We start from the raw sequence: 26,122 nt of genomic DNA on the forward strand, positions 1-26,122 counted from the left end.
CGCTTAGGTGCTCTTATGTCTGTGTCAAACAACCACAATTTTAATATTGATGTTCATCATCATTTGATTCCACCAGCATTCACGCAAGCAATGCAAAAATATGGCATAAACCAAGTCGCTGGCGCGCCATTGCCTCTATGGAATGCAGAACGCTCGCTGGAAGCCATGGATTTAATTGGTACACAGACAGCAATAACGTCCTTGTCAGCGCCCGGTGTATATTTTGGTGATTTAAAAGAGGCCTGTGATCTAGCTCGTGCTTGTAATGAATATTCAGCCGAAATTAAAATCAAGTATCCGGGTCGCTTTGGTTCTTTTGCTGTTTTACCCATGCCTTTTACCGAAGCGTCTTGCCGCGAAGCCGAATATGCATTGGACATGCTTAAAGCCGAAGGCATCGTGCTATTGGGTAGTACTGAAGGAATATTTTTGGGCGATGCACAACTTGAAGAACTGATGCATGTTCTCAATGAACGTCTGGCGACTGTATTTGTTCATCCCAATATCCATGCTTCAAGCAATCAAGTGAATTTAAATATACCCGGATTTATTTTAGAGTTTTTGTGCGATACCACACGCGCATCTGTCAATTTGGTTGCTTCAGGCGTGTTAGAACGATATCCAAAAATTAATTGGATCTTGGCACATGCAGGCGGCTTCCTGCCATATGTCGCTTGGCGTGTATCTTTAAGTAATATGATGCCTGAATTGGCAGAGAAAATCCCCGAAGGTTTTTTACATTATATTCGTCGTTTTTACTTTGACACGGCACTATCACCTTCGCCTTATGCGATGGCTGCATTGAATGAACTGGTTGACCCAAGTCATATTCTTTTTGGCAGTGATTTTCCCTTTGCACCCAAACAATTATCAATCATACAAAAGCAAAATTTTGATAATTTGAAAGTCTTTAGTCCAGAAACTAAGCAAAATATTTTAGCGCATAATGCTTTGGCTTTATTTCCACAATTTCAAATCGATGAAAATCAATCGATTCCAGCATTACAACATTATTCATCAGCATCATTTTCAACACGTCTAAAACATCACTTAATGAAACCTATACTAAAAATAGGTGAAAATATTCGAAAACGATAAAGCTCGTTTGATTGTTTAAAACGGTTAAAAATGCAATCTACCATTAAACGATGCTGTTTTTTATTTCAACATTTCTTATTACTGAGGCAGTATTTAAAACGACTATTCCACAATAAACCTATTTCTATATGTAAATGTAGTCTTTGATTCTGAGTTAATCCGCTTTTTTGGCAGGCTCAGGTTCCTTAAACCTTTGCTGGGATGCTAAATAGGCAAGATATAAAATAGGTAAAATAAAAAATATGACGCTCCAAAAATCTAAGGAAACGTACAAGATTGCTCCAAGAAAGGCACCAGCGACAAACCCCATAACAATACTTAAGCTTTTCCACATTTTATGACGGTTGTCATGCGTTTTATTCCGCATATAGTTGGAGAGATCTATCCCAAATTGTGTGGTATTTCCAGTCATCATCGTACTGGGGCTCAGATGTTTAATCAGGGTTTTACTTGAAGTATTGCGAATCGCAAGCGCAATTAAACCTAAACCACCAGTAATACCGACTGTCCAGCTATTGGCATTTGCAAAGGGTTCAAAATATAAACCAGACAACATAAAGCCTGTCAAAAATAGCGCTTCAAATAGAAATAACATTGCTAATGTTTTATGTTTGCTATGAGTGGAATCGATGAGATATTTGGTAATTGCAACAGTTAAAATAAATAGCGGGATTGCTGCCAACTTTATCCATATCCCCTCACCATCTTTCACCCAAGCCGCACCTGCGAGAACTAAGTTTCCTGTCACATGCGCAGTAAAGAAACCAAACAAAGCAATAAAGCCAATGGTATCAATTGCACCACCAACCAGAGCTAAAACCACTGGATCACGGCATTCTTTCCATAAACTAAAAGTCCCATCATCATTATTCATTTTTATCTTCTCCTTATTTTGGGACTGGCTTTATTGGGTGTATTTACATATCTGAACGTTCTACCTAAATGCCAATCATTGAAATACTAGGAATATATAACGTTATAAAAAAATGTATATTTATTGGTTTAAGCAGCTCAAAACACCTAATTATTTTATTGCATGAAATCTCGCAGCAATGGTATGACTTTTTCACCAATAACCATTCCCAATAAACCAGTTAAAGCAACCAGTGGTGGCGCAGGTGATTTCACATTTAACAGGTAATATAAAATCCCTACCAATAATCCTACCGCAAGTGAGAGTAGATATAGTTTCATAGAAACCTCGGAACACGGTCATTGCGAACACAACAACCGTGTTGTCAAACAGGATGAATGCTTAAAATGCAAAACAAGAACAGCCTAGCGCTCCCCAAAATGACTTTTTATCTTTGTCATTAACAGGAACATCCATGAACCATGCATGATTATGTCCATGCATGCCGCAACTGGAGCTACATGCACAATCTGCAGATTGGCTTTGCAAAGGCTGTAATGAAGGCGCATTTCTATTTTCACTTAAACGCCAATGCCCCCGTAGCGTTTCACTGGTGACCAATCAGGTGATGCAGGCGGTAATGGTGGATCATCTTGCTTAAATTCAGCGCCTGCATAGACAACTTTTCCGCCTAAAATGGTATAAACTGATTCAATCCATTGTATGGATTCAGGCTCAACCGTAAAAAAGTCATCGGATAAAACCACCAGATCTGCCAATTCACCTGCTTGTAATGAACCTTTACTACTTTGCTCTCCAGAGAACCAAGCAGAGCCTTTGGTCCACAGTTCCAGTGCTTTTTGACGATCTAAAATATTTTTTTGGTCATATAACGGCATGCCACCCAGTGTTTTACCCGTGCTTAGCCAATATAAACACACCCAAGGGTTGTAAGAAGCAACACGTGTTGCATCTGTACCTGCACCTACGGGAACTCCAAGCTCTAACATTTTTTTCACAGGGGGTGTCGCTTTAGCAGCATCGACACCATAGCGCTGAACGAAGGTTTCACCCTGAAATGCCATACGGTGCTGAATTGCAATGCCTCCACCCAATGCACCAATCCTTTCGATATTTTTCTCAGAAACCGTTTCAGCATGATCAATAATGAAACGAGTCGCAAAAGGTTGTTTTTGATTAACACGCTCAAATACATTGAGCATGCGATCGATACTTTCATCATAGGTTGCATGAATTCGAAATGGCTATTTTTTTTCAGCCAACAATTCAACAATTTTTTCTAACTCAGCTTCCATTTTCTCCGGTAAATCTGGACGTGGTTCAGCAAAGTTTTCAAAATCTCCCGCAGACCACGTTAAATTTTCACCCGCACCATTCATTTTTAATAATGCATCACCATCACCAGGAAAGGTCATCTCCGTCCATTTTTCATAGTCTTGTAACTCTTCTCCAGCCTTTTGGGCAAACAAGTTATAAGCTATGCGTACAGTCATTTGGTCTTTGCCATGTAACTCATTAATCACTTCATAATCATCTGGATAGTTTTGTCCACCACCACCAGCATCAATTGCAGATGTAATGCCCAAACGGTTTAATTCACGCATAAAATGACGGGTCGAATTCACTTGATCGGACAACTCAAGTTTCGGGGTTTTACCTAGGGTTGAATACAAGATCGTGGCTGCGGGTGTTGCTAAGAGTAAACCTGTGGGTTCACCCTTTTCGTCACGCTGAATGGTGCCGCCCGGAGGGTCTGGTGTGTCTTTGTTGAAACCTAAAACGTTAAGTGCAGCACGGTTTAATAAAGCACGTGCATATAGATGTAAAACAAATACTGGAGTATCTGGAGCCGCTTTATTCAGTTCGTCCAATGTGGGCAGTCGCTTTTCGACAAACTGGAATTCTGACCAACCTCCCACTACTCGAACCCATTGCGGTGCAGGTGTATTGTCAGCTTGCTCTTTCAACAGCTTCAGTGCATCTGCTAGAGAAGGCACACCTTCCCAGCGCAATTCCATGTTGTAGTTCAATCCACCACGGATTATATGTAAATGGCTATCGTTGAGGCCTGGTATTACCCGTCGACCATTTAAATCCACTATTTTGGTTGCTGAATCAGCTAGACGCATGATTTCATCGGTGCTGCCTGTACGAAAAATCTTTCCATCTGCAATAGCGACGGCTTGTACTTCAGGAGACTTTGGGTCCAGCGTGGCTATTTTGCCATTTTTTAAAATGAGTGAAATGTTTTCCATGATCGACCTACCTCTATATGAATATGACTTAGTAGCGTTACCGAATGGTTGATGGAAGCTCTTGCGAAACTCGTGTGTTTTTGAAATTATTTTGCCGGAACTGGTGCTAAAACTTCATGCTTTGTTTTTGTACGTTCAGGTGCTTTATACACCATGGTATAAGCGTAATCCACACCCATGCCATAAGCGCCAGAGTGTTCACGTACAATATCCATCACTGCATCATAAGTATCTCGTTTCGCCCAATCACGCTGCCACTCCAGTAGAACCTGTTGCCACGTGACAGGGATCACACCAGCTTGAATCATGCGCTGCATGGCATAATCATGTGATTCTTTTGAAGTTCCGCCTGAAGCATCCGCGACCATGTAGATTTCATAGTTACCTTCAAGCATTGCGCTAAAGGAAAATGTGATATTGCAGACTTCGGTCCAAAGTCCTGACACAATGACTTTTTTCTGCTGATTTTTTTCTAATGCATCACGTACTTTTTGGTCATCCCATGAATTCATTGAGGTCCGTTCAAGTATGGGTGCATCGGGAAATACATCGAGTAGTTCTGGATAACTATGACCAGAGAAGCTTTCGGTTTCCACTGTTGTAATAGTGGTTGGTATATTGAATACCTTTGCTGCTTTGGCTAAAGCTACAACATTATTTTTCAGTGTTTGACGGTCGATAGACTGCACACCAAATGCCATCTGCGGTTGATGATCAATAAAAATAATTTGGCAATTGTCAGGGGTCAATAGTTCAAGCCGGGAAGGTTTCATTGTTTTTCCACCTTTATAAAATTGTTTTAATACATTTATAAAAGCATCGAAAATTGTAATGAAATAGACCCCAATACAAGGTATCTGTGTATTGAAAATGAATACAATCAGAAATAATTAGCTGACAATAATTCACATTATAAAATTGAATTTATCTGTTAAAACAACATAATAAAATGAAACTCTAAATGTAAAAAATAAAAATATGGACAGACTCGATTGTATAAAAACATTCTGTACTGTAGTGGAGAAAGGCAATTTCAGTTTGGCTGCGCGTGAAATGAAAATTAGCCGTGACTTGGTTGCAAAACGCATTGCTTATTTAGAGTATCATTTGCAAGCCACACTGTTCATACGTACTATACGCAAAATGAACTTGACGATGACAGGCGAAAAATTTTATCAACACAGTAAAATCATTTCGACAGAGTTTGATTGGGCAAAGCAGGAAATTAATAATGAACACTTTTATCCTGAAGGCGAATTAAAAATAAATGCGCCCCTTTCATTTACAGAAAATGTTTTAACCCCGATTTTCTCTAAATTTATTTGTCAGTACCCTGATATAAAAATTGATTTAGCACTTTCAGATCATTTTATTGATATTTATGAAAGTCAGTATGATTTAACTTTGCGAGTTGATGAAACGCCGATTGATGCCTTTGAAAACATTGTGATTAGTCAGCATTTACGCGGCTTTTATGCCACACCAAAGTACTTAAGTGAGCGAGGCAATATTTCAAACATGAATGATTTATTTGCTCTCAATATCTTAATTTATTCGCAGAATACAGATTCCAATAAAATTCAGCTAACACGACAAGGACAACCTACCTACCTGCAAGTATTCCCTAAATTTTGCTGTAATAATGGAAGCGTGCTGGTAGATTTAGCCTTAGACCATCATGGCATCATCTATCTACCTGATTTTTTAGTAGAAAAATACGTGAAGAATGGTCAATTGGTTGCATGTTTAGAAGAATATCGTTCGCCGCCACTGCATTTCTATGTGGCTTGTCCAAGTCGGCAAAAACTCGCAATTAAATCCAGACTTTTTATTAATTTTTTATGTGATCATTTGCATGCTAAATAATACATTTATTTTAAATTATAAAACTTAATAAAATACGTATAAACAACATGATTACGATTCTACGGCAATGCGTTAGGCAGTAATGATCATTTTTAAAAAATATGAAAGCCTCCTTAGAAGCTTTCATATTGAAGTTCAATTGAATGAATAAAACAAAATCATATTCGCTTTAGCTTGTTCCAGCGGGCATTATTCTTTTAAAGCAGAATTCACCGGCTTTTGCACATTGTTCAAGTTTTTCTTCGCCAAGACATCAGGTTTTAAGAAAGATGATGCAATGATAGCCAATACTGCAAAACCAGAAATATAAGCAATCACTAAATGTGTGCTACCACCACCAACACTTAATAATTTTGTTGCAATTAAAGGTGCTAAACCACCACCTAATACTCCAGCAAATTGAACCGAAATTGAAATACCGCTATAGCGAATTTCTGCTGGAAATTGACGTGCAAACAGTTGTGACTGCGGCGCATACATAATAGGGAAAACGACGCCAATTGCCAGAACAATTGCAGTCCAAACGAGCACTGGATCTTTGGTATCTAACATTGCAAAAAATGGATAACTATACAAAGCAAGGATGCAAAGTCCGAATCTGAACATATTGCGTTGACCGACTTTGTCCGATAAATGTCCACAAAGTGGTGTCATAATCATGATGACCCCAGCACCACAGATTGTGGCAAAAAGAATCTCTTGGCGTGCAATACCGAGCTGCGTTGTGGTGTAAGCCAGCGTAAATGTCGATGCTAAATAGAACCATGCATTTTCAGCTGCACGTGAGAAAATAATGGTCATTAATTCTTTAGGATGCTTTTTAAAAACTTGTAATGCTGGAACTTTAACTTCAACAGCCTTTTCTTTTACTTTTTCAAAATCTGGTGATTCAGGTACTTTGACACGGATATACCAGCCTACAGCAAGTAACACAATACTGGCTAAAAATGGAATACGCCAACCCCAGCTAAATAAGGCTTCATCAGGCAATAAAGACACCAGACCTAAAGCAATAGATGCCAGCATTAAACCGCCACCAGTACTGGCTTGTGGCAAACTGCCCCAAAAGCCTTTTTTACCTTCAGGCGCATGTTCAACAGCCATTAAAACTGCACCGCCCCATTCTCCGCCCATTGCCATCCCTTGAATGAAACGTAAAATAATGAGGCACACCGTTGCCCAGTAGCCAATACTTTCAAATGTTGGCAACAAGCCAATCATCACGGTTGGTATGCCCATCAGCATAAGCGTGACCAATAGCATGGATTTTCGACCAATTTTATCGCCGAAATGTCCAAATACAATTCCACCGAGTGGGCGACCAATAAAACCCACCGCGTAAGTTGCAAATGCTGCGAGTACACCCGTTAAAGGGTCAAGATTTGGGAAAAATAGTTTGTTAAAAATCAGCGCTGCGGCTGCACCGTAAATGAAAAAGTCATACCATTCGATGGTGGTTCCCACCATACTCGAAATACCCGCCAAGCGGTGTGAGGATTTCTTGTCCTCAGGACGTGTTCCTTGAATATCCTGCATCATTACATTCCTTATATAGATCTTTTTGAGTTCTAATCTGATCTATCCATGCTGGGTAAGATGGATTGATTTTGCTAACTTGCTGCTAACATCTCCCGATGAGTCAAAATGAGTGATTAATCATAGATAGAGGTAAAATAACTCCATGTCATTTCACCTCTAACCTTATGTAAATGCTTAAATGATCTCTGCTAAAATTTGATCTAAAGCTGGACTGTGCTGTTGCCATTTTGGCTGTTTGTCTTTATCGACAATCAGTGCTCGAACGCCCTCAATAATGTCGCCATGTTCAAACCAAACATCTTGTAAATGTCGCTCAACTTTCATGCATTGCTGTAAAGACATGCCGCGACCTGCATGCTGCAATTTAAAACTAATTTCTTTAGCAATCGGCGAGCGTTGTTTGAGGGTGTTTAGGATTTGATTTGCCCATCCTTGATGTTGCTCATCTTTCTCATTTTCAAGACTATTTTCAATCTGAGATAAATTTTCATACGCAAAATGTTTGCTGATGTTCTCTGCATTTTGACGTAAATGACTTTCAGCGGGATGCGTGATAAAACCAGCAATCAAGGTTTCAATATTGCGCTGATTTAAATCTGCGCTTTGGCTAAGGGCTTGTTCCAATGCCGACATTTTTTCACTCGGCACGTGGTAGTCAATCAAATCTAAATACAAAGCATCACTGCTACTCATTTGGTCGCCCGTAATTGCCAGATAAACGCCAATATCATCTAAACGCGACAAGAAATGTGTTGCCGCCACATCAGGGAAAAAACCGATGGCTGTTTCAGGCATGGCAAAACGTGATTTTTCGCTACTCACGAGTATGTGGCAAGCCTGCGCCAAACCGAAACCACCACCCAATACATAACCATCTAGCATGACAATCACGGGTTTGTTATAAGCACGTAATGCATTTAGCATCTCATACTCAGCCTGAAAATAAGCTTTATGATCTTCGGTGCCATTTTGATAACAATCGTAGAGATAGCGAATATCACCGCCTGCACAAAAGGCTTTCGGGCTATTTGACTTGATTAAGACTGCTTGAATAGTTTCATCGTTTTGCCATGCTTCTAACTGTGTACGGATGCCATTGATCATCTCTAAAGTGAGCGCATTTAAATGTGCAACCCGATCTAAAATAATCGTGCCTAACGCACCTTGGTTTTGAATAATTAAATTATTTTCATTGCTCATGAGCCACACCTCATTATTGATGTTTAAAGTTCGCAGCACGTTTCTCTACAAAGGCTTGCATGCCTTCTTTTTGGTCGAGCGTGGCAAAAATAGAGTGAAAAGTACGGCGTTCAAAGCGTAGGCCTTCAGCCAAACTGACTTCAAAAGCACGGTTAATGGACTCTTTAATCATCATGGTTGCTGCTCGTGATTTTTCAGCAATTTTTTCTGCAGCATCTAAGGTCTGTTGTAATAATTCTTCTTTGGCAAAAATGCGTGCCACCAAGCCACTTTGCTCTGCTTCTACTGCACCCATTTGCCGTGCAGTCAGGCACATTTCCATGGCTTTGGCTTTACCAATCGCAAGTGTTAAACGCTGTGTTCCCCCAATCCCCGGAATGACACCTAAGGTCACTTCAGGCAAGCCAAATTTGGCGTTGTCAGCACAATAAATAAAATCACACATCAACGCCAACTCACAACCACCACCAAGTGCATAACCACTGACAGCAGCGATTAATGGCTTACGACGTTGCGCAATTCGATCTGCAAGATGAAAAAAGTCATCAAAGTAAATATTAGGAAAGTTTAAGCCTGCCATTTCTTTAATGTCTGCACCTGCTGCAAAGGCTTTTTCAGCACCAGCAAGCACCATACAACCAATTTCATGGTCATGATCTAATTCATCCAAAGCACTGTTTATTTCATTGATGAGCTGCGAATTAAGTGCATTTAACGCTTTTGGTCGGTTCAGTGTGATGAGTCCTACACCATTTTTTTTCTCAAGTAATATTGTTTCAAATTGCATAATGAAATCCTTATTTATTTGTCTGTCGTATATTTGGTGATATTGATTTTTGGCTTCTGTTTATAAACTTCGTGCAATCACCAAACGTTGTATGTCACTCGTCCCTTCATAAATTTGACAAATACGTGCATCTCGATAAATACGTTCAATTGGAAAATCTTTTAAATAACCATAACCACCAAAGACTTGCAGTGCAGCTGAACAAACACGTTCAGCCATTTCGGATGAAAATAGCTTCGCCATAGAAGCTTCATTTAGGCAAGATTGCCCTGCTTCTTTTAAACGTGCTGCGTGGTGAACCAATTGGCGTGCCGCTTCAATTTCCGTCGCCATGCTGGCTAAGCGAAATGCCACTGCTTGATGCTCAAAAATAGGTTTGCCGAAAGTAATACGCTCTTTGGCATATTTCGTGGCTTCTTCTAAGGCTGCGCGCGCCAAGCCAACGGCTTGAGCAGCAATGCCAATGCGTCCACCTTCTAAATTAGATAAGGCAATTTTTAAACCATCGCCTTCTTTGCCAAGCATTAAACTTTGATGCACACGTACATCAGTCAATGCGATTTGGCAGGTATCCGATGCATGTAAACCCAATTTTTCTTCAGTACGGATAACCTCATAGCCAGCTGTGTCACGCGGAACAATAAAGGCACTCATCCCTTTCTTTCCAGCACTTGGGTCGGTCACTGCAAACACAATAATGACCCCTGCATTATTTCCAGAGGTGATAAATTGTTTAGCACCATTAATGACCCAATCTTCACCATCTTTAACTGCGCGGGTTTTGATGGCAGCAGCATCTGAGCCGGTATGTGGCTCAGTCAACGCAAATGCACCAATCATTTGTCCTTGTGCTAAAGGCACTAGATATTTTTGCTTTTGTTCTTCAGTCCCAAATTTTGCAATGGGCACACAACCAACTGAATTGTGCACGCTCATGATGGTGGATGTTGCCCCATCAGCAGCAGCGATTTCTTCTAGTGCTAAAACATAAGCTAAATTTCCTGTATTTGAACCGCCATATTCTTCAGAAACCAACATGCCAAGAAAGCCCAATTCACCCATTTGCGCCAATGCATTTTTTGGAAATGTGCCATGACGATCCCATTCACTCGCATGCGGTTTAACTTGTTCTTGGGCAAAACTTTTCGCCATGTCCTGAATGAGTAATTGTTCTTCTGTAAATTGCATTTCATATTCCTTTATATTTTATAGCTTTAGATCTGATTTTTTGGGTTTAGACCACGCCATACATTCAGTGATTTTTTAAATATATGCGATTGCACTTTTGTCTAAACCCAATACAAATACTTAATTAATTGATGGCAGCTTGCTGCTTCGCAATTTCTTGATTACGCAATAGGAAACGCTGAATTTTGCCGCTTGGTGTTTTAGGCAGTTCCGTTACGAATTTCACTTGACGTGGATAAGCATGAGCAGATAAGCGTTTTTTCACAAATTGGCTCAATTGTTCTGCCAATTCGTCAGAGGGTTGACTTCCTTCTGCTAAAATCACAAAAGCCTTCACAATTTCGGTTCGTTCAGGATCAGGAACGCCCACCACAGCCGCTTCAATTACGGTGTCATGTTCTAATAATGCGCTTTCCACATCAAATGGGCCGATGCGATAGCCTGATGTGGTAATGACATCATCACTTCGCCCAACAAAGCTCATACTACCGTCATCATTTAATTCAGCAGTATCGCCAGTTAAATAATAATGCTTCAAAAATGGTGATTTACGGCTTTCTTTATAACCGCCAAACCACATCATTGGAGATTGCTCAATATCAACGGCAAGAATCCCCGGTGTATTGGCAGCTAATTCATTTCCTTGATCATCTATGACCGCTACGCGATAGCCCGGACTTGCAAAGCCTGCTGCACCCGCACGAACTTCATGTGCTAAGCCATGATGATTACACACCACCATACCGACTTCCGTCTGTCCATAATGGTCAAAAATTGGGGCATCCAATACTTGCTTAAACCAACGGAAAACTTCTGGATTTAGTGGCTCGCCCGCACTACTCACAACGCGAAATTTTCCTTTCAAGGTTTCCATCTGCGCTTGGTCTGCTGCCATCATCATGCGGTATGCCGTTGGTGCGCCAGCCAGATTATTCACCTGATAATCGTTCACAATCTGACATAAACTGTCGATGCTAAAACCACCTTCATAAAATATGATGGCATGACCCAATAGCAATGGCCCAGTGATCCCGTAGTACAAGCCATATGCCCAGCCTGGATCAGCAATATTCCAAAAATTATCTTCTGGTTCTAAGCCAATCGCATCTTGCATGTAATTTCCAAATGCAATTAAGGCCTTCAGTGGGACTTCCAATGGTTTTGCAGCACCAGTTGTGCCTGAAGTAAACATCAACAAAAAAGGGGCTTGGATATTTTGCATGACCAATTCACATTGCTCAGCTTGTGTATTTAACACATCCCAAAAGTTTAAATCCTTGGCTTGTACGCCTAACCCATCAAGATCTGCAACTGTGACAATTTGAGGGCAATGCTCAACTTCATCCAGTTTGTGCCGATTGCCTACATCTGTAATGACCAGTTTACTTTTGGCCAGCTGAACACGATGTTCAATCGCTTTAGGTCCAAATGCAGTAAACAGTGGCTGATAAACTGCACCGATACGCCATGCAGCTAAAATCACTACTAATAGTTCAGGTGTTCTTGGCAGTAGACCTGAAACGCGATCTCCACGTTGTACACCTTGTGATTTAAGAAAATTGGCAAATTGGCTAGACCATTTTTTAAGTTGGCTGAAGGTATATTGCACTTTACGACCGTCTTTACCCTGCCAATAGATTGCAACCTTTTCACTGTCTGCTTCTGCATGACGATCACAGCATTCATAACAAGCATTTAACTGCTCTACTGAACCTGATAACATTTTTTTTGCAGCATGATTTAAATCAAATGCTGTTGCTACATCCTGATAGTTCAACATTTTGTGACCTCTGCCTAAATTTGTTCTTATTCATGACACGGTTTAAATTGCTTGCCCCATCCTTTGGGGCAAGTATTAAAGCAAAATCTATTTAGCCTCGTTGGGTAAATATTGTTGAATAATGCTCGAAAAATCCAAATTCCCATTGCCTTGTAAGCAAGATTGTTGGTACATCTGCTGCACCAATCCACCTAAAATAATGGGTTGTTTGGCTTGACCAGCGGCTTCAACTGCGAGTCCTAAGTCTTTCAGCATAAGTTGAGTGGCAAAACCATCGGTATAACCTCTACCTGCTGGAGCATTGGTCGAAATTTCTGGCCATGGGTTACAAATTTCAGAACTCCAGCAACGACCACTTGAACTGTTCACTACTCCTGCAAGTGCTTGTGGATCAATGCCAAGTTTTGCACCCAGTGCCATGCCTTCAGCAACGGCCGCCATAGAAATGCCCAAAATTAAGTTATTACAGATTTTTGCAATTTGACCTGCACCGACATCGCCACAATGCACGATGTTTTTGCCCATATGACTAAGCACGACTTTGGTCTTTTCAAAGGTGGCGTCATCTGAACCCACCATAAACGTCAGCGTTCCAGCTTGAGCACCAATTGTGCCGCCAGAAACAGGCGCATCACAAACGATAATATTTCGCTCACGCCCGGCTGCAGCAATCTCTTTAATAGTTTGTGGATCAATCGTACTGCTATCTATACACAGGCTTCCTACCTTCAGCACAGCGAGCACACCATTTTCACCTAAATAAACATCTTTCACATGTTTAGCAGCAGGCAACATGCTAATAACGATATCTGCATCTTTAGCTGCCTGTTGTGGACTGTCGCAGTGAATTCCTCCCGCTTCAGTAAAGTGCTGAATCGCAACTTCACTGAGGTCAAATCCATAAACCTTTAAACCTGCTTTGAGTAGATTTTGGGCCATTTTGCCGCCCATATTTCCTAAACCAATAAAAGCGATATTCATCCTTGAACTCCTAAATTAGCGTAAGTTAATTGTAGTGTTGACTTCACTTTTTTCTTGCGTGTCTTCAAACCAGCGGCTGGTAATGGTTTTGGTTTGGGTATAGAACTGGACTGCTTGTTTGCCGTATGGACCTAAATCCCCAAGTTTTGAACCACGAGAACCTGTAAAGCTAAAGAATGGAACAGGTACAGGAATTGGAATATTGATACCCACTTGACCAATATCAATCATGTTTTGGAAAGTACGCGCCGTTGCACCGCTTTGGGTAAATAGTCCTACGCCATTACCAAATGGATTGGCATTAATCAGTTCAATGGCTTCTTCTAAGGTATCCACATGGATGATTGCTAAAACTGGACCAAAAATTTCTTCTTTATAAATACGCATATCTGTACGTACTTGATTAAATACAGTTGCGCCGACAAAGTTGCCATTTTCATAGCCTTTCACCACAACATCACGACCATCAAGCAAAAGTTCAGCACCTTGTTCTACGCCGCTGTTGATAAGGTCTGTGACTCGTGCCTTAGCGCGTGGTGAAATGACTGGCCCGATATCGGTATTCGGTTCATGACCTGCATTTACTTTTAATGTTTTGGTTTTTTCCACCAATTCATCGACCCAATGTTTGGTCTCGCCAACAAGTACTGCAACTGACAAAGCCATGCAACGCTGACCCGCAGCACCAAAAGCTGCACCGACTAAGGCATTTAATGTTTGCTCTTTATTGGCATCTGGCATGACTACTACATGGTTTTTTGCCCCCATCATAGACTGCACACGTTTACCATGCTGACCTGCAAGATTGTAGACATGCGTGCCGACAGCTGTAGAGCCGACAAATGAAATCGCTTTAATGTCTTGGTGTGTACATAATCGGTCTACAACTTCTTTACCGCCATGTACGACATTGAGCACGCCTGCTGGAACACCTGCTTGTACAGCCAGTTCAACCAACATCATGGTCGATAAAGGATCTTGCTCTGAAGGTTTCAACACAAAGGTATTGCCACATGCGATCGCCATTGGGAACATCCACAATGGAATCATCGCAGGAAAGTTAAATGGCGTAATACCCGCACACACACCTAAAGGTTGCTGCAATGTGTAGGTATCAACGCCACGCGCAACACCTTCGGTATATTCACCCATTTGCAATGTGCCGATCGAACATGCATGTTCAACAACTTCAAGCCCACGCTGAATATCACCTTCTGCATCTGCCAAAGTCTTGCCCTGTTCAGCAGTGAGGACAGCCGCAATCTGTTTCATATTGTCACGAATCAAATCCTGCAACTTCAGCATAATGCGCATACGGGCTTGAATTGGCGTTAAGCGCCATGTTTTAAAAGCCTCTTGTGCTGCGGCAATCGCAGCATCAACTTCCTCTAAAGTTGCCATCGGTACACGACCTAAAACTTCTTGAGTTGCAGGATTAACAATATCTTGCCAATCTTGAGTTTTAGATTCTAAAAATTGACCGTTAATAAGTAACTTAGCCGTCGTTGACTGAATATTTGACATTGTGTTCATAACCACTCCATGGGCACTTTTATTGTTGTTGCAGTTTTTGAAAATATCTAAAAGTCGTATTTTCTGGATTTGTATTTAAACTCAGACTAGCAAAGAATTTTTTGACCACAAATAGAAAATCATGCACGATCAATGTGCAAATATGCACAAGGAAAAAAACTAAAATGAAAGTGGATTGGGATCATTTGCAATATTTTTTAGTTTTGGCTCGTGCTAAGACACTGACCAATGCTGCCCGTTTAATTGGCGTTGAACACAGTACGGTATCTCGGCGTATTCAGGCTTTGGAGCTGGCACTAGGTACACCCTTGTTCAGACGTGAGGCTACGGGTTATGAACTCACTGTCGAGGGTTTAGCATTGGTTCCGCGAGTGGAAGAAATGGAACAAGCGTTCATCCAAATTGAAAAGCCACATCAGCCATTACAAGGGCGTGTGCGAATTGGCACACCTGAAGGATTTGGTACAGCATTTTTGACCCAACTCTTGGCAGAATTGTCCAAACAATACCCCATGCTAACCATCGACCTAATCCCTGTTCCAAAGATGATTAAACTGTCACATCGTGAAGCTGACATCGTTATTTCAATCGATCGCCCGAAATCTGGGCCGTATATCATTACCCGTTTAACCGATTATTGTTTAAAAATATATGGTAGTAAAAACTACTTAAATGAAACCCAAGCCATTCATAAACTTGAAGATTTAAAAAACCATCGATTTGTAAATTATATTGATGATTTAGTCTACAGTCCTGAATTGTATTGCTTAGAGCGGATTCCATTACAACTGAATGCGAATTTTCGTAGCAGCAGTATCTTGGCACAACAAATTGCAGTGAGTGCTGGTGCTGGATTGGCAATTTTGCCCAAATTCTTAGCCGATGAAAAAACTGAGTTAACACAAGTTTTAGGTGATGAAGTTCGATTTATTCATACCTTTTGGATGCTGACATTGGTCGATTTACAGCATGAACCACGTATAAAATTGGTCTGGGATTTTTTAAGAAAACAAGCTGATTTATATCAACATTTATTAATGGACTAAAACTTATCTACAGTAAAAAGGATGCTGAAACTGTTATTTCTGCACCCATTGAAGACTCAATTCTTTCAACATGAAGTAATACTAGATACCTCGCTTCAATATAACTGACCCACTTACTTAAAATTTAAATGAAAGAAATCATTAATGAGAGCGACAAAAGTTTGCACGCTTGGCGATGTATTTAAGCTTCGCTTACTTAAATAAAGATTGATCGTGGGTAGATCAGCCTCTAGTTTTTTCACAATAATGTCGAAGTTCCATCTCATTTCCATATTTAACTGCTGAATACCTAAACATTTTAGATATATCAAACGATAAAAATATGATGTTTGTATAAAAAAAGAGGCTGACATTACACCTCTTTTTAAATCAAATTCACTTGTAATTTAAATTATTTACGCTTTTTCTTACCACTGAGTATATCAATCGCTTTGGCATAATGTGTCGGTGCAATACGCTGAATCAGATCGATAATTTTTGCATCATTACCAATCAATACACGGCGTTTATCCTGTCGTACAGCATCTAAAATGACTTGTGCAGCAACTTCAGGCGGTGTTTTTAACACTTTATTAAATGCTTTACTTGCCTTCGTTGGGTTCATGCCAAGTGAACGAATACTGTCGCTCATGCGTGCACTATTGGCAATATTGGTTTGAATGCCCCCTGGATGTACACATGTTGCACTCACCCCTGCATTTTCCATATCCAATTCTTGACGCAGTGATTCTGTAAAACCACGTACCGCAAATTTTGTAGCATTGTAAGCGCTTTGGGTTGGCTGAGCTGTTAGACCAAATAGACTAGAAATATTGATAATATGTCCTTCACCGCTTTGCTTTAAATACGGTAAAAATGCTTTCGTCCCATAAACGACGCCCCAGAAATTGATATTCATAATCCATTCGATTTCGTCATAACTCATACCTTCAACCGTACTAGCAAGGGCTACGCCAGCATTATTAAAGATCATGTTGATTTGTCCAAATTCAGCTTGGGTATCTGCGGCCCATTTTTCTACCGCAGCGCAGTCAGATACATCGAGTGCAGTTTGCGTCACTTTAACGCCTGTTGTTTTTATAAGATCTGCAGTTTGCGCTAAACCTTCAGTATTACGATCACTAAGCGCTAAATTTGTCCCTGCTTTTGCCAGTAAAATTGCCAACTGTTGACCAATACCTGAGCCTGCACCAGTGATTGCAGCAACCTTTGCGTTAAAGTTTTTCATGAGTGATCCTTTGTTTTTCTTGAATATGATTAAAACTACTTATTGCTGAATTGAGTTTGATTCAACCGATGGTTACGATAATTTCAATATTGGTGTAGATTCAAACGGTTAGATTACTGTCCTTAAAGCCTTACGAAAATTGGCATATAAATACTCGTTTTCGTTCGAAGATCATCATAGATTCAGAATCTATTGAATTAATTTAGCATAAGCTTAAAAGCCTAATAGCTATGAATGAAATGATTATTTTTAATGAAGACTTATGAATTTTCTACATGATGCTCTTGCATCAATAGTCCCATAAATCATTATTTTAGATCCTTAGAAAATCATCAACTCAATTGCTGAATGGTCAATGACTTATTTTTTTGAATATTTGACAAATGATCATGAGTAAAACTGATACAAATTACTTTTAATATAACCATAGCTCAACATAACTGCTATTTTTCTACACGATTAAGAAATTCTACATTCAAAATCAGTATATAAAATCCACAAAATATACTTATTTATTTGGCAGTATAACCATTGAAGACAGCAATCTAATCTATGCTCAATTCAATAGTCTTGTATCTTGCTTATCACTCCTAAAATATGGAATTTAGCTTGATACATCTCTAAACATGTTATAGAGGTTCTCTAAAATGATAAAAACAACTCTGAGTGTAATTGGTTTATCTCTGGTATCAACGCTTGCTTTAGCAGCCGACCCATTGCATGGTACAAAATGGAAAACCATTGATGATCAAACCAAAAAGCCTTTATCCATTGTTCAGTTTAATGAAACATCGAACGGTGTTTTATCAGCAAAAATTGTTGATGTACTCACCCCAGGTGAAGCAGAAAGCTGTAATAAATGTGTAGGTAAATACCACAACAAGCCATTACTGGGCGTACAGATCGTAAATGGGCTCAAAAATACCGGTAAACATACCTATGACGGTGGTAAAATTACCGATCCAAAAAATGGTAAAACCTATAGCTTCAATGCAAAAATGTCCAATGATGGTAAAACATTACATGGTCGAGGCTATATTGGTGTATCCGCACTAGGTCGTAGCCAAACATGGATTCGCGTAAACTAATTTTATAGATCTTAGATTAGCATTTGACGTGCAACACCATGTTGTTACCATAATATCTGACTCGGACTTTTAAAGCCGAGTCTTTTTCAGGGGATTACCGTTTGTCCATTCTACTTTGGGCACATCGCCATGATAGCCAATTAGGTCTCTGGAATAGTATTGTTGCTGAATTTGGTCTATTAAATCTTGTCCACGTAAGTAGCTAGTCGTCACTTCTAATCCCTAATTAGTTATATCAAACAGTAAAAAATTAGCAAGGATCAAGCAATTAGTGCGCCAAAGTATGACAAACTAATTAATATTTATTACTTACAAATAAGGATTAATTAATGGTCTAGAAATAAAGGATTTACCTAAATCTGTATTAAAAAACTCATTGGCTTCACAGCCTACTCTTAAAGTCATCTCTAAATTAGTTTGTTTAGCCCATTTTTTTCCATTATATTTTAAGAAAATTTCTAGTAGCTCTGTAAAATCATGCCCTTTTACTGTCTTATTTATATCTTTAATTTCACTTTTAAGAATATCAACCTGATCAAACAAATCAAACAAGTAGTCTTTTTTGGGTGATCTTAACTTTAAACTTTCTTTAAACTCAAAATCAAGAAATGAAAAATCAGCAATATTAATAAATGGTTCCAACATTATTCCATCAAGCACACTAGTATTAAGCATATTTTTCTTTACAATTAACTCATCAGCTAGCCTATAGATTCCTATTTCAAATGCTAAACTTAATAAATTAGATTTCAATAAATTAGCATCTTCTTCTATATCAAACTCATTTAATAATTTCTGAAATGCTTTTGTGTGTATTAAAAACATCTCCAAGTCATTATAAAAAAATAAATTATTCAAATTACAATAACCATGATAAAAAACATTTTCATACTTTTGTATTTTATTATTAACTAGAAAATCATAATCTATATCCATAATAAAAAAACATTTTGTAAAAATACAATATGGACTATTCATAGAGTCAATCAATAATTTTTTTACAAGTTTTTTCCCAGAAAATCCATCAAATCCAATTCTATTATTAACCAATCCTATGTTTTTTAAAAACCGACTATCTTTTTCACCTTCGACAAATACATATAAATCTTTTTGCTTAGATCTAATATTTTGCTGCGCCTTACTTAGAATAAATTTCGGATTTTTAGCTGTATCTTTTACAGTTGGATATTTTCTCATTCAATATCACCAACTAGTTCGGCTAACTCAATAACACTCTCCCATTTCTCACCTATTAGAGATGGTGAATGTGTAGCTATAATAATCTTCAGCTTATTAATAACTTTAATTTCATTAAAAATCTCAATTATTTTTTCTTGCCATGCTGGATGTAGTGAAATTTCAGGTTCATCAATTAGAACTAAGGTATTTTCTTGAGTCTCAAATATTAGTTTTCCAATGAGAATTAATAAATGTTGTTCCCCAGAAGACAATCCTTCTAGCCCAACACTGTTATCACTAAAAATAATCCCTTTTTTTCTATCAACTTCGATTTGCTTAAATAATAACAATTCATTTACAGCGTCAGTAAATAATTGTAATTTTTCACCTAATTTTTGAAACTTACGTGATCGTTTAACAACATCATTTAGATACTCATCTAAAACCATTAAAAATGGTCCATTTTTTTGTAAATCATCTTTTGTAAACTCATTAAATAAATTCTCATCCAAATCAAGATTTACACTACCAAAAATTTTATTATATTTATTATTATATAAAACCAATTCTTTTACTTTTGAATTTACACTCCCAATAGAAATATCTTTATCTTTATCAAGTCTTAAACCACTTAAAATTCTTTTATGAAAAGAATTCTCCTGATTTTTTGATAAGGTATATTGTTCATTAACAAAATTATTAATTGTTTTTGCTATATTATTTGACAGTTCTTTAATTACTAAATTCTTTTCATCTTTATTTTCTGTATAAAGTCTATTTGTTGAAATAAAATCAACTTTATAACTTCCAATAAAGTCATTTAACCACTTCATATTCACATCAATTGAAATATCCGCGGTCTTTTCAATCTTAATTTCATCAAATAAATCAATATGAAAATGCCGCCCCATAACTCGTCTTTTTTTAAATTCTTTAAAGTCAAATAAGAATTCTTCCTCCCCATCAAAAATTCTTAATACTCTTGAATCTTTATCATTTTCTTTGTTAATTGTTATTTCTTTTGATTCATTTTTAATTTTTATTAAGTGAAAATTTTCCTCATAAAGTTCATTAAACTTTTTATTAAAAAAGTTATTAATAATTCTTAATATTGTCGATTTCCCAAATCCGTTTGGTGCGGTTATTAAAACTAGATTTTCTCTTTGGTCAAATTTTAGATCTAACAGATAGTCAAAGCGGCCAAACAACTTTTCAATTTCTATAGTAAGTATCATTATATGCCCATCTACATAATTTAAGCATATAATATGTAATACTTTAACTCTTTTAAAGAGTTAAAGTGATTATATTTAAAATTTAAAAAAGGAAATACCGCTGCGCCATGGGCAACACTTCCGCTGGCTCACACGTTAAATGTACACCATCTGCACGGACTTCATAAATCTCAGGATCGACTTCCATCACTGGACAGTAAGTATTTAACTTCATGTTTGCTTTGGAAATATTACGCGTATTCTTACAAGGTGAAATTAACTTATTCAATTTCAGCTTTTCTGCAACGCCATCATCAATAGCGGCTTGCGACAAGAACGTAATGCAGGTGTTATGTACACCACGCGGATACGCGCCGAACATCGGACGATAATGCACTGGTTGCGGCGTTGGAATAGACGCATTAATGTCCCCCATCGGTGCAGCTGCAATCATCCCGCCTTTGATAATCATCGACGGTTTGACTCCAAAAAATGCAGGTTTCCAAAACACCAAGTCTGCAAGTTTGCCTTCTTCAACTGAACCAACTTCATGGCTTAGACCATGGGTAATGGCAGGGTTAATTGTATATTTGGCGATATAGCGTTTTACACGGTTATTGTCCGAATGCGGTGTGTCACCCTCTAGCGGCCCGCGCTGTACTTTCATTTTATGTGCTGTTTGCCATGTGCGCAGAATCACTTCCCCTACACGCCCCATCGCTTGCGAGTCAGATGACATCATGGCAATTGCACCCATATCCTGCAAAATATCTTCCGCAGCAATGGTTTCACGTCGAATGCGACTTTCTGCAAATGCCACATCTTCAGAAATAGCAGGATCTAAATGGTGGCAAACCATCAACATATCCAAATGTTCATCAATGGTGTTGATGGTATAAGGACGTGTCGGATTTGTTGAAGATGGCAGTACATTTGACTGACCAATAGCTTTTAAAATATCGGGAGCATGTCCACCACCTGCACCTTCGGTATGATAAGTATGGATGGTACGGTTTTTAAAAGCGCCTAAAGTTTCTTCTAGAAAGCCACTTTCATTGAGTGTGTCTGTATGAATAGCAACTTGCACATCAAACTGATCTGCAACCGTTAAACAATTGTCGATGGCAGCTGGTGTTGATCCCCAATCTTCATGCAGTTTTAAACCGACAACGCCTGCTTTAATTTGCTCCGCAATGGGTTCGGGCTGGCTTAAATTCCCTTTGCCTAATAAACCAATGTTCATGGGCAAGTCATCTATGGCTTGCAGCATCGTAGCGATATGCCAAGGTCCTGGGGTAACGGTAGTTGCAGATGTACCTGCTGCTGGGCCTGTACCGCCACCAATCATCGTGGTTGTTCCTGACATAAGTGCAGTTTCAACTTGCTGCGGGCAAATCCAGTGAATATGCGTATCAATACCGCCTGCTGTTAAAATCTGCCCTTCACCGGCGATGACTTCCGTGGCTGCGCCTAAAGGTATAGTAATGTTGGGTTGAATATCAGGGTTACCAGCTTTACCTATTTTCCAGATTCGCCCATTTTTTAAGCCAATATCTGCTTTAACAATGCCCCACCAATCTACAATTAAAGCATTGGTAATGACAGTATCCGCAACATCATTTGCCAAAAGCTGCGACTGTCCCATACCATCACGTATCACTTTACCGCCGCCAAATTTTACTTCTTCGCCGTAGATAGTCAGGTCTTGTTCAACTTGAATAAAGAGCTCAGTATCGGCTAGACGGACACGGTCACCTGTTGTGGGACCAAACATTTCCGCATAGGCACGGCGTGACATTTTCATTAAATTATTTCCTATCCTAAAATGGGTGGCTTAAGTGTTTTTTCATCGGAATATATTGAATACCCCAGTTTTTCGTTGACTCACTTGCCACTTCAAAACCAAATTTTTTATATATCTCTAAAGCAAAAAAGCTTGAATTCACTGTGATGATATCAGGATCATTTTTTAGAATTTCATGCTCTAAGAAACTCCACATTTGACGGCCATAGCCTTGTCCCTGATATTCAGCTTTTAAAAAATAATGCATGACATGTGATGGCTCGATATAAGCTAAGTTTCCAACAATTTCACCATTCATTTCTGCTACAAAATAATGAATAAGTGGGCGTTGAAAAATATCTTTCAGCATATGTGGCTTAAATCTTTCACGTCCTTCATCACTTGAAATGACATCATCAACAAAAGGTGCAATTACAGCAGCAATCGCTTCAACATCGTTAATATTTGCTGGACGAATTTTTAACTTAGTCATTTTATTCTCTTATACTTTTTAATCACTTATGGCATTTATACTTAGCAAAAATACTTAGCACTCACAAGTGATTCGGCATGTAGAGTAAAACAAAGCTATTCATCCAGCTTGCCCATGACACGACCCGCAAAGCCATACACTTCACGCTTACCTGCCAATGCAACCAATTCAATATCTCGGCTTTGCCCCGGCTCAAACCGTACCGCAGTTCCAGCAGCAATGTTCAATCGAAAGCCTTTTGCCTGCTCACGATCAAACTGCAACGCATCATTGGCCTCAAAAAAGTGAAAGTGTGAACCAACTTGTATAGGTCGATCACCTAAGTTAGCTACACGCATCTTGACGATTTCACGTCCAACATTCATTTCAATATCTAGATCTGGACAAATAATTTCACCGGGAATCATTTTATTTCCTTTAAATTAGACAATAGGTTGATGCACTGTCACCAACTTCGAACCATCAGGAAATGTCGCTTCCACTTGTACTTCAGCAATCATCTCTGCTACGCCATCCATCACATCTGCACGGCTTAATAAGGTTGTACCGTAATGCATAAGATCGCTCACACTCATGCCATCACGTGCGCCTTCAAGCAAAGCCGCCGAAATGAATGCAATGGATTCTGGATAATTCAGTTTTAAACCCCGTGCTTTACGCCGCTCGGCAACCAAGCCTGCGGTAAAAATCAGGAGTTTGTCTTTTTCTGTAGGATTCAGTTCCATATCTGTGTCCTAAAATTCTGTAATGTATAATGCAAAAATTGTGCAAGCTTGAGTCATTATTTAGTGTTCTCCCGCCCATTGGGAGGGAGTTAGAGGGAGGGTTGATTTAGAAATGAATAAGGGCATATTCCATTCAAGTCCGCCAAATTCGTGGAAACTCTTCATCTAAGTCATACCAATAGCGTCTTAATTTGGCTCGAATTGCCGCAAAAGCATCGTGGCAATGCCGCACATCATTCCCTAAATAACGTGCGCAGATGACATCCCCTAAAAGCGTCAGCGTTACAGGTACATTCATTCGCATCATTAATTCACGAATCAGTTCGATATGTTCACTCAATAACGTTTGGTTCCTTAAATGTAGTGGTGCGATACCCCAAAAACTTGCCATGACTGCATGACCATTCATACCTAAGCATGAAGTCAGCCAGCGATCTTTGCCTTTAAAATTCAAACTATCTGCCACAAGTAATTTGTCTGCACGAAACAGCCTAAATATATTTTGATAGTGCCCTTGTTGAAAAATTTCACCACACGCTTGACGACCAATCACCAACATATCCCAACCGATAAAACTCGCGCTTTCATCTAAATGAATATGCGTTTCAGAGTTAGCACAAGCACCATCAAACAGCATGGTTTCTTGTGGTAGCCATTCAAAAATGGCCTGATCTGCGACATGAATATGAATGTGTTGATAGGCCTGCTTTCCATTGGTTTTGTACCACTTTCCCGCACCGGGTGTGGTCACCAATGCATGTGCCTGAGTATCCACTTTCATGTCAAAGGTCAGATGATCGCCACCTGCAATACCTGCGGGTGGATGGACGATAATGGCGTGACAAACTCCAGTTTTTTCAGGCCAAAGCATCTTTTGTATACGTACTGGGCCATGATGTTTACGGTGTTGCAGCACTGTACGAGCTGCTTCAGCTTGATATTCAAATCCAAGCTCCAAAGCCGCATACCATAATTGTGTTGGCGCATTTTTTATCATGCTGAGACCAGTCAATCGCATCTCCAAATCAGCTTAATATTGTGCATTAAGCCAAACCGATGACAGCAACAATTGCTGTTAGCGTACCAACGATTTGCTTACCATAAGGCAGATATTTTTCAATGAATGACCCAAGCGCCAAACCTAGACCATAGATTGACGCCATGGCAGTGACCATTCCTAAAATGAGTAAAGCTGCATGACCACTTTGACCCAATTCTGCACCATGTGCTATGCCATGAAAGCCAGCTAAGGCTGCTGCAAGGATTGGAACGGCTTTGTGCGCTTTGCTCCATAAAGCAATTGCGAGCAGAATTAATGAGAAAATAATGCCGTTTTCAGCCAATGAAGTTGGCAAATTAATTTGCGCACCCACCAAAAAACCGACAACCAAGGCAATGGATAAACCTACTATCCCAAGCGCTTTCCAGCGTCGATGTGCAGTCCAAATCAAAACGCCAAATGCCAGTGCCATCATCAAATGATCAAGCCCTGTAAATGGATGAACAAAACCACTGATCAATGCATTTTGACCACGTTCGTGCTCATGTCCGTGTCCGGGATGCGCCATGACCGATAAAGGTAAAAAGGCCAAAGACACCGCAGAGATTTTTTTGAATATTTGCTGCATGTGTACTGTCCTTAAGCCTTAAATAAACCTTGTTTCTCAATAAAATTGATGATGTCGTTTAAGCCATCTTTGGTTTTCATATTGGAAAATAGAAAAGGTTTTTCACCGCGCATGCGTTTGGCGTCTTGATCCATCACATCAAGATTTGCACCCACCATTGGCGCAAGGTCAGTTTTATTAATAATTAATAAATCAGACTTGGTAATACCCGGCCCACCCTTACGCGGAATTTTCTCACCACCAGCAACATCAATCACATAAAGTGTCAGATCAGATAGTTCAGGGCTGAATGTCGCCGCCAAGTTATCGCCGCCACTTTCAATAATGATCAACTCTAGTCCATCAAATTTTTCGCACAAATCATCAATGGCAGCTAAATTAATCGAGGCATCTTCACGAATAGCTGTATGCGGACAACCACCTGTTTCCACACCCACAATTCGTTCAGGAGACATGGCTTCATGACGTGTCAAAAAGTTTGAATCTTCTTTGGTATAAATATCGTTGGTCACGACTGCCATGTTGTATTTTTCACGCAGTGCCTGACATAGGTTTAAAGTCAACGCAGTTTTTCCCGAACCAACTGGGCCACCAATACCTACGCGTAATGGGCTACGTTCTGTCATGAGAAAGGTCC

24 protein-coding genes and 2 pseudogenes are annotated in these 26,122 nt (G+C 39.4%); 4 read left to right on the plus strand and 22 right to left on the minus strand.

What is annotated here, in order from left to right; translation table 11 throughout:
- Positions 1–15: 15 nt before the first annotated feature.
- Positions 16–1,098, plus strand: a complete 1,083-nt coding sequence (locus tag B9T33_RS11110; protein WP_086178969.1) for an amidohydrolase family protein — start codon at positions 16–18, stop codon at positions 1,096–1,098.
- A gap of 154 nt (positions 1,099–1,252) precedes the next feature.
- Here the strand turns inward: B9T33_RS11110 and B9T33_RS11115 are convergent, their stop codons facing one another.
- The 4 genes and pseudogenes from B9T33_RS11115 to B9T33_RS11130 all read right to left on the minus strand — a co-directional run bounded on the left by B9T33_RS11115 (position 1,253) and on the right by B9T33_RS11130 (position 5,000).
- A complete protein-coding gene (locus B9T33_RS11115; protein WP_086178970.1) occupies positions 1,253–1,972 on the minus strand; it encodes a YoaK family protein in 720 nt (239 codons plus the stop codon).
- Positions 1,973–2,127: 155 nt separating this feature from the next.
- Positions 2,128–2,292: a DUF1427 family protein gene (locus B9T33_RS11120; protein ID WP_086178971.1), complete on the minus strand. Its 165-nt coding sequence runs from the start codon at positions 2,290–2,292 to the stop codon at positions 2,128–2,130.
- Between the two features lie 61 nt (positions 2,293–2,353).
- A pseudogene (locus B9T33_RS11125) lies at positions 2,354–4,227 on the minus strand (amidohydrolase).
- Positions 4,228–4,313: 86 nt separating this feature from the next.
- Positions 4,314–5,000, minus strand: a complete 687-nt coding sequence (locus tag B9T33_RS11130) for a hydrolase (RefSeq protein WP_086178972.1) — start codon at positions 4,998–5,000, stop codon at positions 4,314–4,316.
- Positions 5,001–5,205: 205 nt separating this feature from the next.
- On the opposite strand from B9T33_RS11130, the gene B9T33_RS11135 reads away from it, so the two are divergent.
- The gene (locus B9T33_RS11135) at positions 5,206–6,093 is read left to right on the plus strand and encodes a LysR family transcriptional regulator (protein ID WP_086178973.1); all 888 of its coding nucleotides are present in this window, start codon (positions 5,206–5,208) and stop codon (positions 6,091–6,093) included.
- 189 nt (positions 6,094–6,282) lie between these two features.
- On the opposite strand, the gene B9T33_RS11140 is transcribed toward B9T33_RS11135, so the two are convergent.
- The 7 genes from B9T33_RS11140 to B9T33_RS11170 all read right to left on the minus strand — a co-directional run bounded on the left by B9T33_RS11140 (position 6,283) and on the right by B9T33_RS11170 (position 15,101).
- Complete coding sequence (locus tag B9T33_RS11140; RefSeq protein ID WP_086178974.1) at positions 6,283–7,629, minus strand: MFS transporter; 1,347 nt, start codon at positions 7,627–7,629, stop codon at positions 6,283–6,285.
- A gap of 177 nt (positions 7,630–7,806) precedes the next feature.
- Positions 7,807–8,832: an enoyl-CoA hydratase/isomerase family protein gene (locus tag B9T33_RS11145; RefSeq protein ID WP_086178975.1), complete on the minus strand. Its 1,026-nt coding sequence runs from the start codon at positions 8,830–8,832 to the stop codon at positions 7,807–7,809.
- 13 nt (positions 8,833–8,845) lie between these two features.
- Entirely contained in the window at positions 8,846–9,619 is a 774-nt protein-coding gene (locus B9T33_RS11150) for an enoyl-CoA hydratase (protein WP_086178976.1), read from the minus strand.
- 60 nt (positions 9,620–9,679) lie between these two features.
- A complete protein-coding gene (locus tag B9T33_RS11155; RefSeq protein ID WP_086178977.1) occupies positions 9,680–10,807 on the minus strand; it encodes an acyl-CoA dehydrogenase family protein in 1,128 nt (375 codons plus the stop codon).
- Positions 10,808–10,931: 124 nt separating this feature from the next.
- A complete protein-coding gene (locus B9T33_RS11160; RefSeq protein WP_086178978.1) occupies positions 10,932–12,587 on the minus strand; it encodes an AMP-binding protein in 1,656 nt (551 codons plus the stop codon).
- A gap of 87 nt (positions 12,588–12,674) precedes the next feature.
- A complete protein-coding gene (mmsB, locus tag B9T33_RS11165; RefSeq protein ID WP_086178979.1) occupies positions 12,675–13,568 on the minus strand; it encodes a 3-hydroxyisobutyrate dehydrogenase in 894 nt (297 codons plus the stop codon).
- A gap of 15 nt (positions 13,569–13,583) precedes the next feature.
- Positions 13,584–15,101, minus strand: a complete 1,518-nt coding sequence (locus tag B9T33_RS11170) for a CoA-acylating methylmalonate-semialdehyde dehydrogenase (protein ID WP_086178980.1) — start codon at positions 15,099–15,101, stop codon at positions 13,584–13,586.
- A gap of 164 nt (positions 15,102–15,265) precedes the next feature.
- Between B9T33_RS11170 and B9T33_RS11175 the strand changes: the two genes are divergently transcribed.
- Positions 15,266–16,147 carry a LysR family transcriptional regulator gene (locus tag B9T33_RS11175; protein ID WP_086178981.1) on the plus strand — a complete coding sequence of 294 codons (882 nt, stop codon included), beginning with the start codon at positions 15,266–15,268 and terminating at the stop codon, positions 16,145–16,147.
- A 391-nt stretch (positions 16,148–16,538) separates the two neighbouring features.
- On the opposite strand, the gene B9T33_RS11180 is transcribed toward B9T33_RS11175, so the two are convergent.
- Positions 16,539–17,375 carry an SDR family NAD(P)-dependent oxidoreductase gene (locus B9T33_RS11180; protein WP_086178982.1) on the minus strand — a complete coding sequence of 279 codons (837 nt, stop codon included), beginning with the start codon at positions 17,373–17,375 and terminating at the stop codon, positions 16,539–16,541.
- 650 nt (positions 17,376–18,025) lie between these two features.
- Between B9T33_RS11180 and B9T33_RS11185 the strand changes: the two genes are divergently transcribed.
- Positions 18,026–18,463: a DUF2147 domain-containing protein gene (locus B9T33_RS11185; protein ID WP_416202595.1), complete on the plus strand. Its 438-nt coding sequence runs from the start codon at positions 18,026–18,028 to the stop codon at positions 18,461–18,463.
- Positions 18,464–18,559: 96 nt separating this feature from the next.
- Here B9T33_RS11185 and B9T33_RS16380 read toward each other — a convergent pair.
- The 10 genes and pseudogenes from B9T33_RS16380 to ureG form a co-directional block, all read right to left on the minus strand.
- Positions 18,560–18,676, minus strand: a pseudogene (locus B9T33_RS16380) (allantoinase); the annotation flags it as partial.
- A gap of 96 nt (positions 18,677–18,772) precedes the next feature.
- Positions 18,773–19,660, minus strand: a complete 888-nt coding sequence (locus tag B9T33_RS11190) for a hypothetical protein (RefSeq protein WP_086178984.1) — start codon at positions 19,658–19,660, stop codon at positions 18,773–18,775.
- Positions 19,657–20,877 carry an AAA family ATPase gene (locus B9T33_RS11195; protein WP_086178985.1) on the minus strand — a complete coding sequence of 407 codons (1,221 nt, stop codon included), beginning with the start codon at positions 20,875–20,877 and terminating at the stop codon, positions 19,657–19,659. Before B9T33_RS11195 ends, B9T33_RS11190 begins: the two co-directional genes overlap by 4 nt.
- Positions 20,878–20,959: 82 nt before the next feature.
- On the minus strand, positions 20,960–22,660 hold the full coding sequence (gene ureC, locus B9T33_RS11200; RefSeq protein ID WP_086178986.1) for an urease subunit alpha: 1,701 nt from the start codon (positions 22,658–22,660) through the stop codon (positions 20,960–20,962).
- Between the two features lie 16 nt (positions 22,661–22,676).
- Complete coding sequence (locus tag B9T33_RS11205; RefSeq protein WP_086178987.1) at positions 22,677–23,132, minus strand: GNAT family N-acetyltransferase; 456 nt, start codon at positions 23,130–23,132, stop codon at positions 22,677–22,679.
- Between the two features lie 95 nt (positions 23,133–23,227).
- Entirely contained in the window at positions 23,228–23,539 is a 312-nt protein-coding gene (locus tag B9T33_RS11210) for an urease subunit beta (protein ID WP_086178988.1), read from the minus strand.
- Between the two features lie 15 nt (positions 23,540–23,554).
- Positions 23,555–23,857 (minus strand): urease subunit gamma, encoded by a 303-nt coding sequence (gene ureA / locus B9T33_RS11215; protein WP_086178989.1) that lies wholly within the window; start codon positions 23,855–23,857, stop codon positions 23,555–23,557.
- Between the two features lie 133 nt (positions 23,858–23,990).
- On the minus strand, positions 23,991–24,854 hold the full coding sequence (locus B9T33_RS11220; RefSeq protein WP_086178990.1) for an urease accessory protein UreD: 864 nt from the start codon (positions 24,852–24,854) through the stop codon (positions 23,991–23,993).
- Between the two features lie 46 nt (positions 24,855–24,900).
- Positions 24,901–25,485, minus strand: coding sequence for a HupE/UreJ family protein (locus B9T33_RS11225; protein ID WP_086178991.1), 585 nt, complete (start codon positions 25,483–25,485; stop codon positions 24,901–24,903).
- Positions 25,486–25,496: 11 nt separating this feature from the next.
- The gene (ureG, locus tag B9T33_RS11230) at positions 25,497–26,111 is read right to left on the minus strand and encodes an urease accessory protein UreG (protein WP_086178992.1); all 615 of its coding nucleotides are present in this window, start codon (positions 26,109–26,111) and stop codon (positions 25,497–25,499) included.
- Positions 26,112–26,122: the final 11 nt, after the last annotated feature.

Origin of the sequence: Acinetobacter sp. ANC 5054 (genome assembly GCF_002135295.1) — a bacterium.
Taxonomy (GTDB): domain Bacteria; phylum Pseudomonadota; class Gammaproteobacteria; order Pseudomonadales; family Moraxellaceae; genus Acinetobacter.

Coding starts and splice junctions, on each gene's coding strand:
- B9T33_RS11110 (WP_086178969.1), top strand. CDS start 16: ATGTCTGTGTCAAACAACCACAATTTTAATATTGATGTTCATCATCAT.
- B9T33_RS11115 (WP_086178970.1), bottom strand. CDS start 1,972: ATGAATAATGATGATGGGACTTTTAGTTTATGGAAAGAATGCCGTGAT.
- B9T33_RS11120 (WP_086178971.1), bottom strand. CDS start 2,292: ATGAAACTATATCTACTCTCACTTGCGGTAGGATTATTGGTAGGGATT.
- B9T33_RS11130 (WP_086178972.1), bottom strand. CDS start 5,000: ATGAAACCTTCCCGGCTTGAACTATTGACCCCTGACAATTGCCAAATT.
- B9T33_RS11135 (WP_086178973.1), top strand. CDS start 5,206: ATGGACAGACTCGATTGTATAAAAACATTCTGTACTGTAGTGGAGAAA.
- B9T33_RS11140 (WP_086178974.1), bottom strand. CDS start 7,629: ATGCAGGATATTCAAGGAACACGTCCTGAGGACAAGAAATCCTCACAC.
- B9T33_RS11145 (WP_086178975.1), bottom strand. CDS start 8,832: ATGAGCAATGAAAATAATTTAATTATTCAAAACCAAGGTGCGTTAGGC.
- B9T33_RS11150 (WP_086178976.1), bottom strand. CDS start 9,619: ATGCAATTTGAAACAATATTACTTGAGAAAAAAAATGGTGTAGGACTC.
- B9T33_RS11155 (WP_086178977.1), bottom strand. CDS start 10,807: ATGCAATTTACAGAAGAACAATTACTCATTCAGGACATGGCGAAAAGT.
- B9T33_RS11160 (WP_086178978.1), bottom strand. CDS start 12,587: ATGTTGAACTATCAGGATGTAGCAACAGCATTTGATTTAAATCATGCT.
- mmsB (WP_086178979.1), bottom strand. CDS start 13,568: ATGAATATCGCTTTTATTGGTTTAGGAAATATGGGCGGCAAAATGGCC.
- B9T33_RS11170 (WP_086178980.1), bottom strand. CDS start 15,101: ATGAACACAATGTCAAATATTCAGTCAACGACGGCTAAGTTACTTATT.
- B9T33_RS11175 (WP_086178981.1), top strand. CDS start 15,266: ATGAAAGTGGATTGGGATCATTTGCAATATTTTTTAGTTTTGGCTCGT.
- B9T33_RS11180 (WP_086178982.1), bottom strand. CDS start 17,375: ATGAAAAACTTTAACGCAAAGGTTGCTGCAATCACTGGTGCAGGCTCA.
- B9T33_RS11190 (WP_086178984.1), bottom strand. CDS start 19,660: ATGAGAAAATATCCAACTGTAAAAGATACAGCTAAAAATCCGAAATTT.
- B9T33_RS11195 (WP_086178985.1), bottom strand. CDS start 20,877: ATGATACTTACTATAGAAATTGAAAAGTTGTTTGGCCGCTTTGACTAT.
- ureC (WP_086178986.1), bottom strand. CDS start 22,660: ATGAAAATGTCACGCCGTGCCTATGCGGAAATGTTTGGTCCCACAACA.
- B9T33_RS11205 (WP_086178987.1), bottom strand. CDS start 23,132: ATGACTAAGTTAAAAATTCGTCCAGCAAATATTAACGATGTTGAAGCG.
- B9T33_RS11210 (WP_086178988.1), bottom strand. CDS start 23,539: ATGATTCCCGGTGAAATTATTTGTCCAGATCTAGATATTGAAATGAAT.
- ureA (WP_086178989.1), bottom strand. CDS start 23,857: ATGGAACTGAATCCTACAGAAAAAGACAAACTCCTGATTTTTACCGCA.
- B9T33_RS11220 (WP_086178990.1), bottom strand. CDS start 24,854: ATGATAAAAAATGCGCCAACACAATTATGGTATGCGGCTTTGGAGCTT.
- B9T33_RS11225 (WP_086178991.1), bottom strand. CDS start 25,485: ATGCAGCAAATATTCAAAAAAATCTCTGCGGTGTCTTTGGCCTTTTTA.
- ureG (WP_086178992.1), bottom strand. CDS start 26,111: ATGACAGAACGTAGCCCATTACGCGTAGGTATTGGTGGCCCAGTTGGT.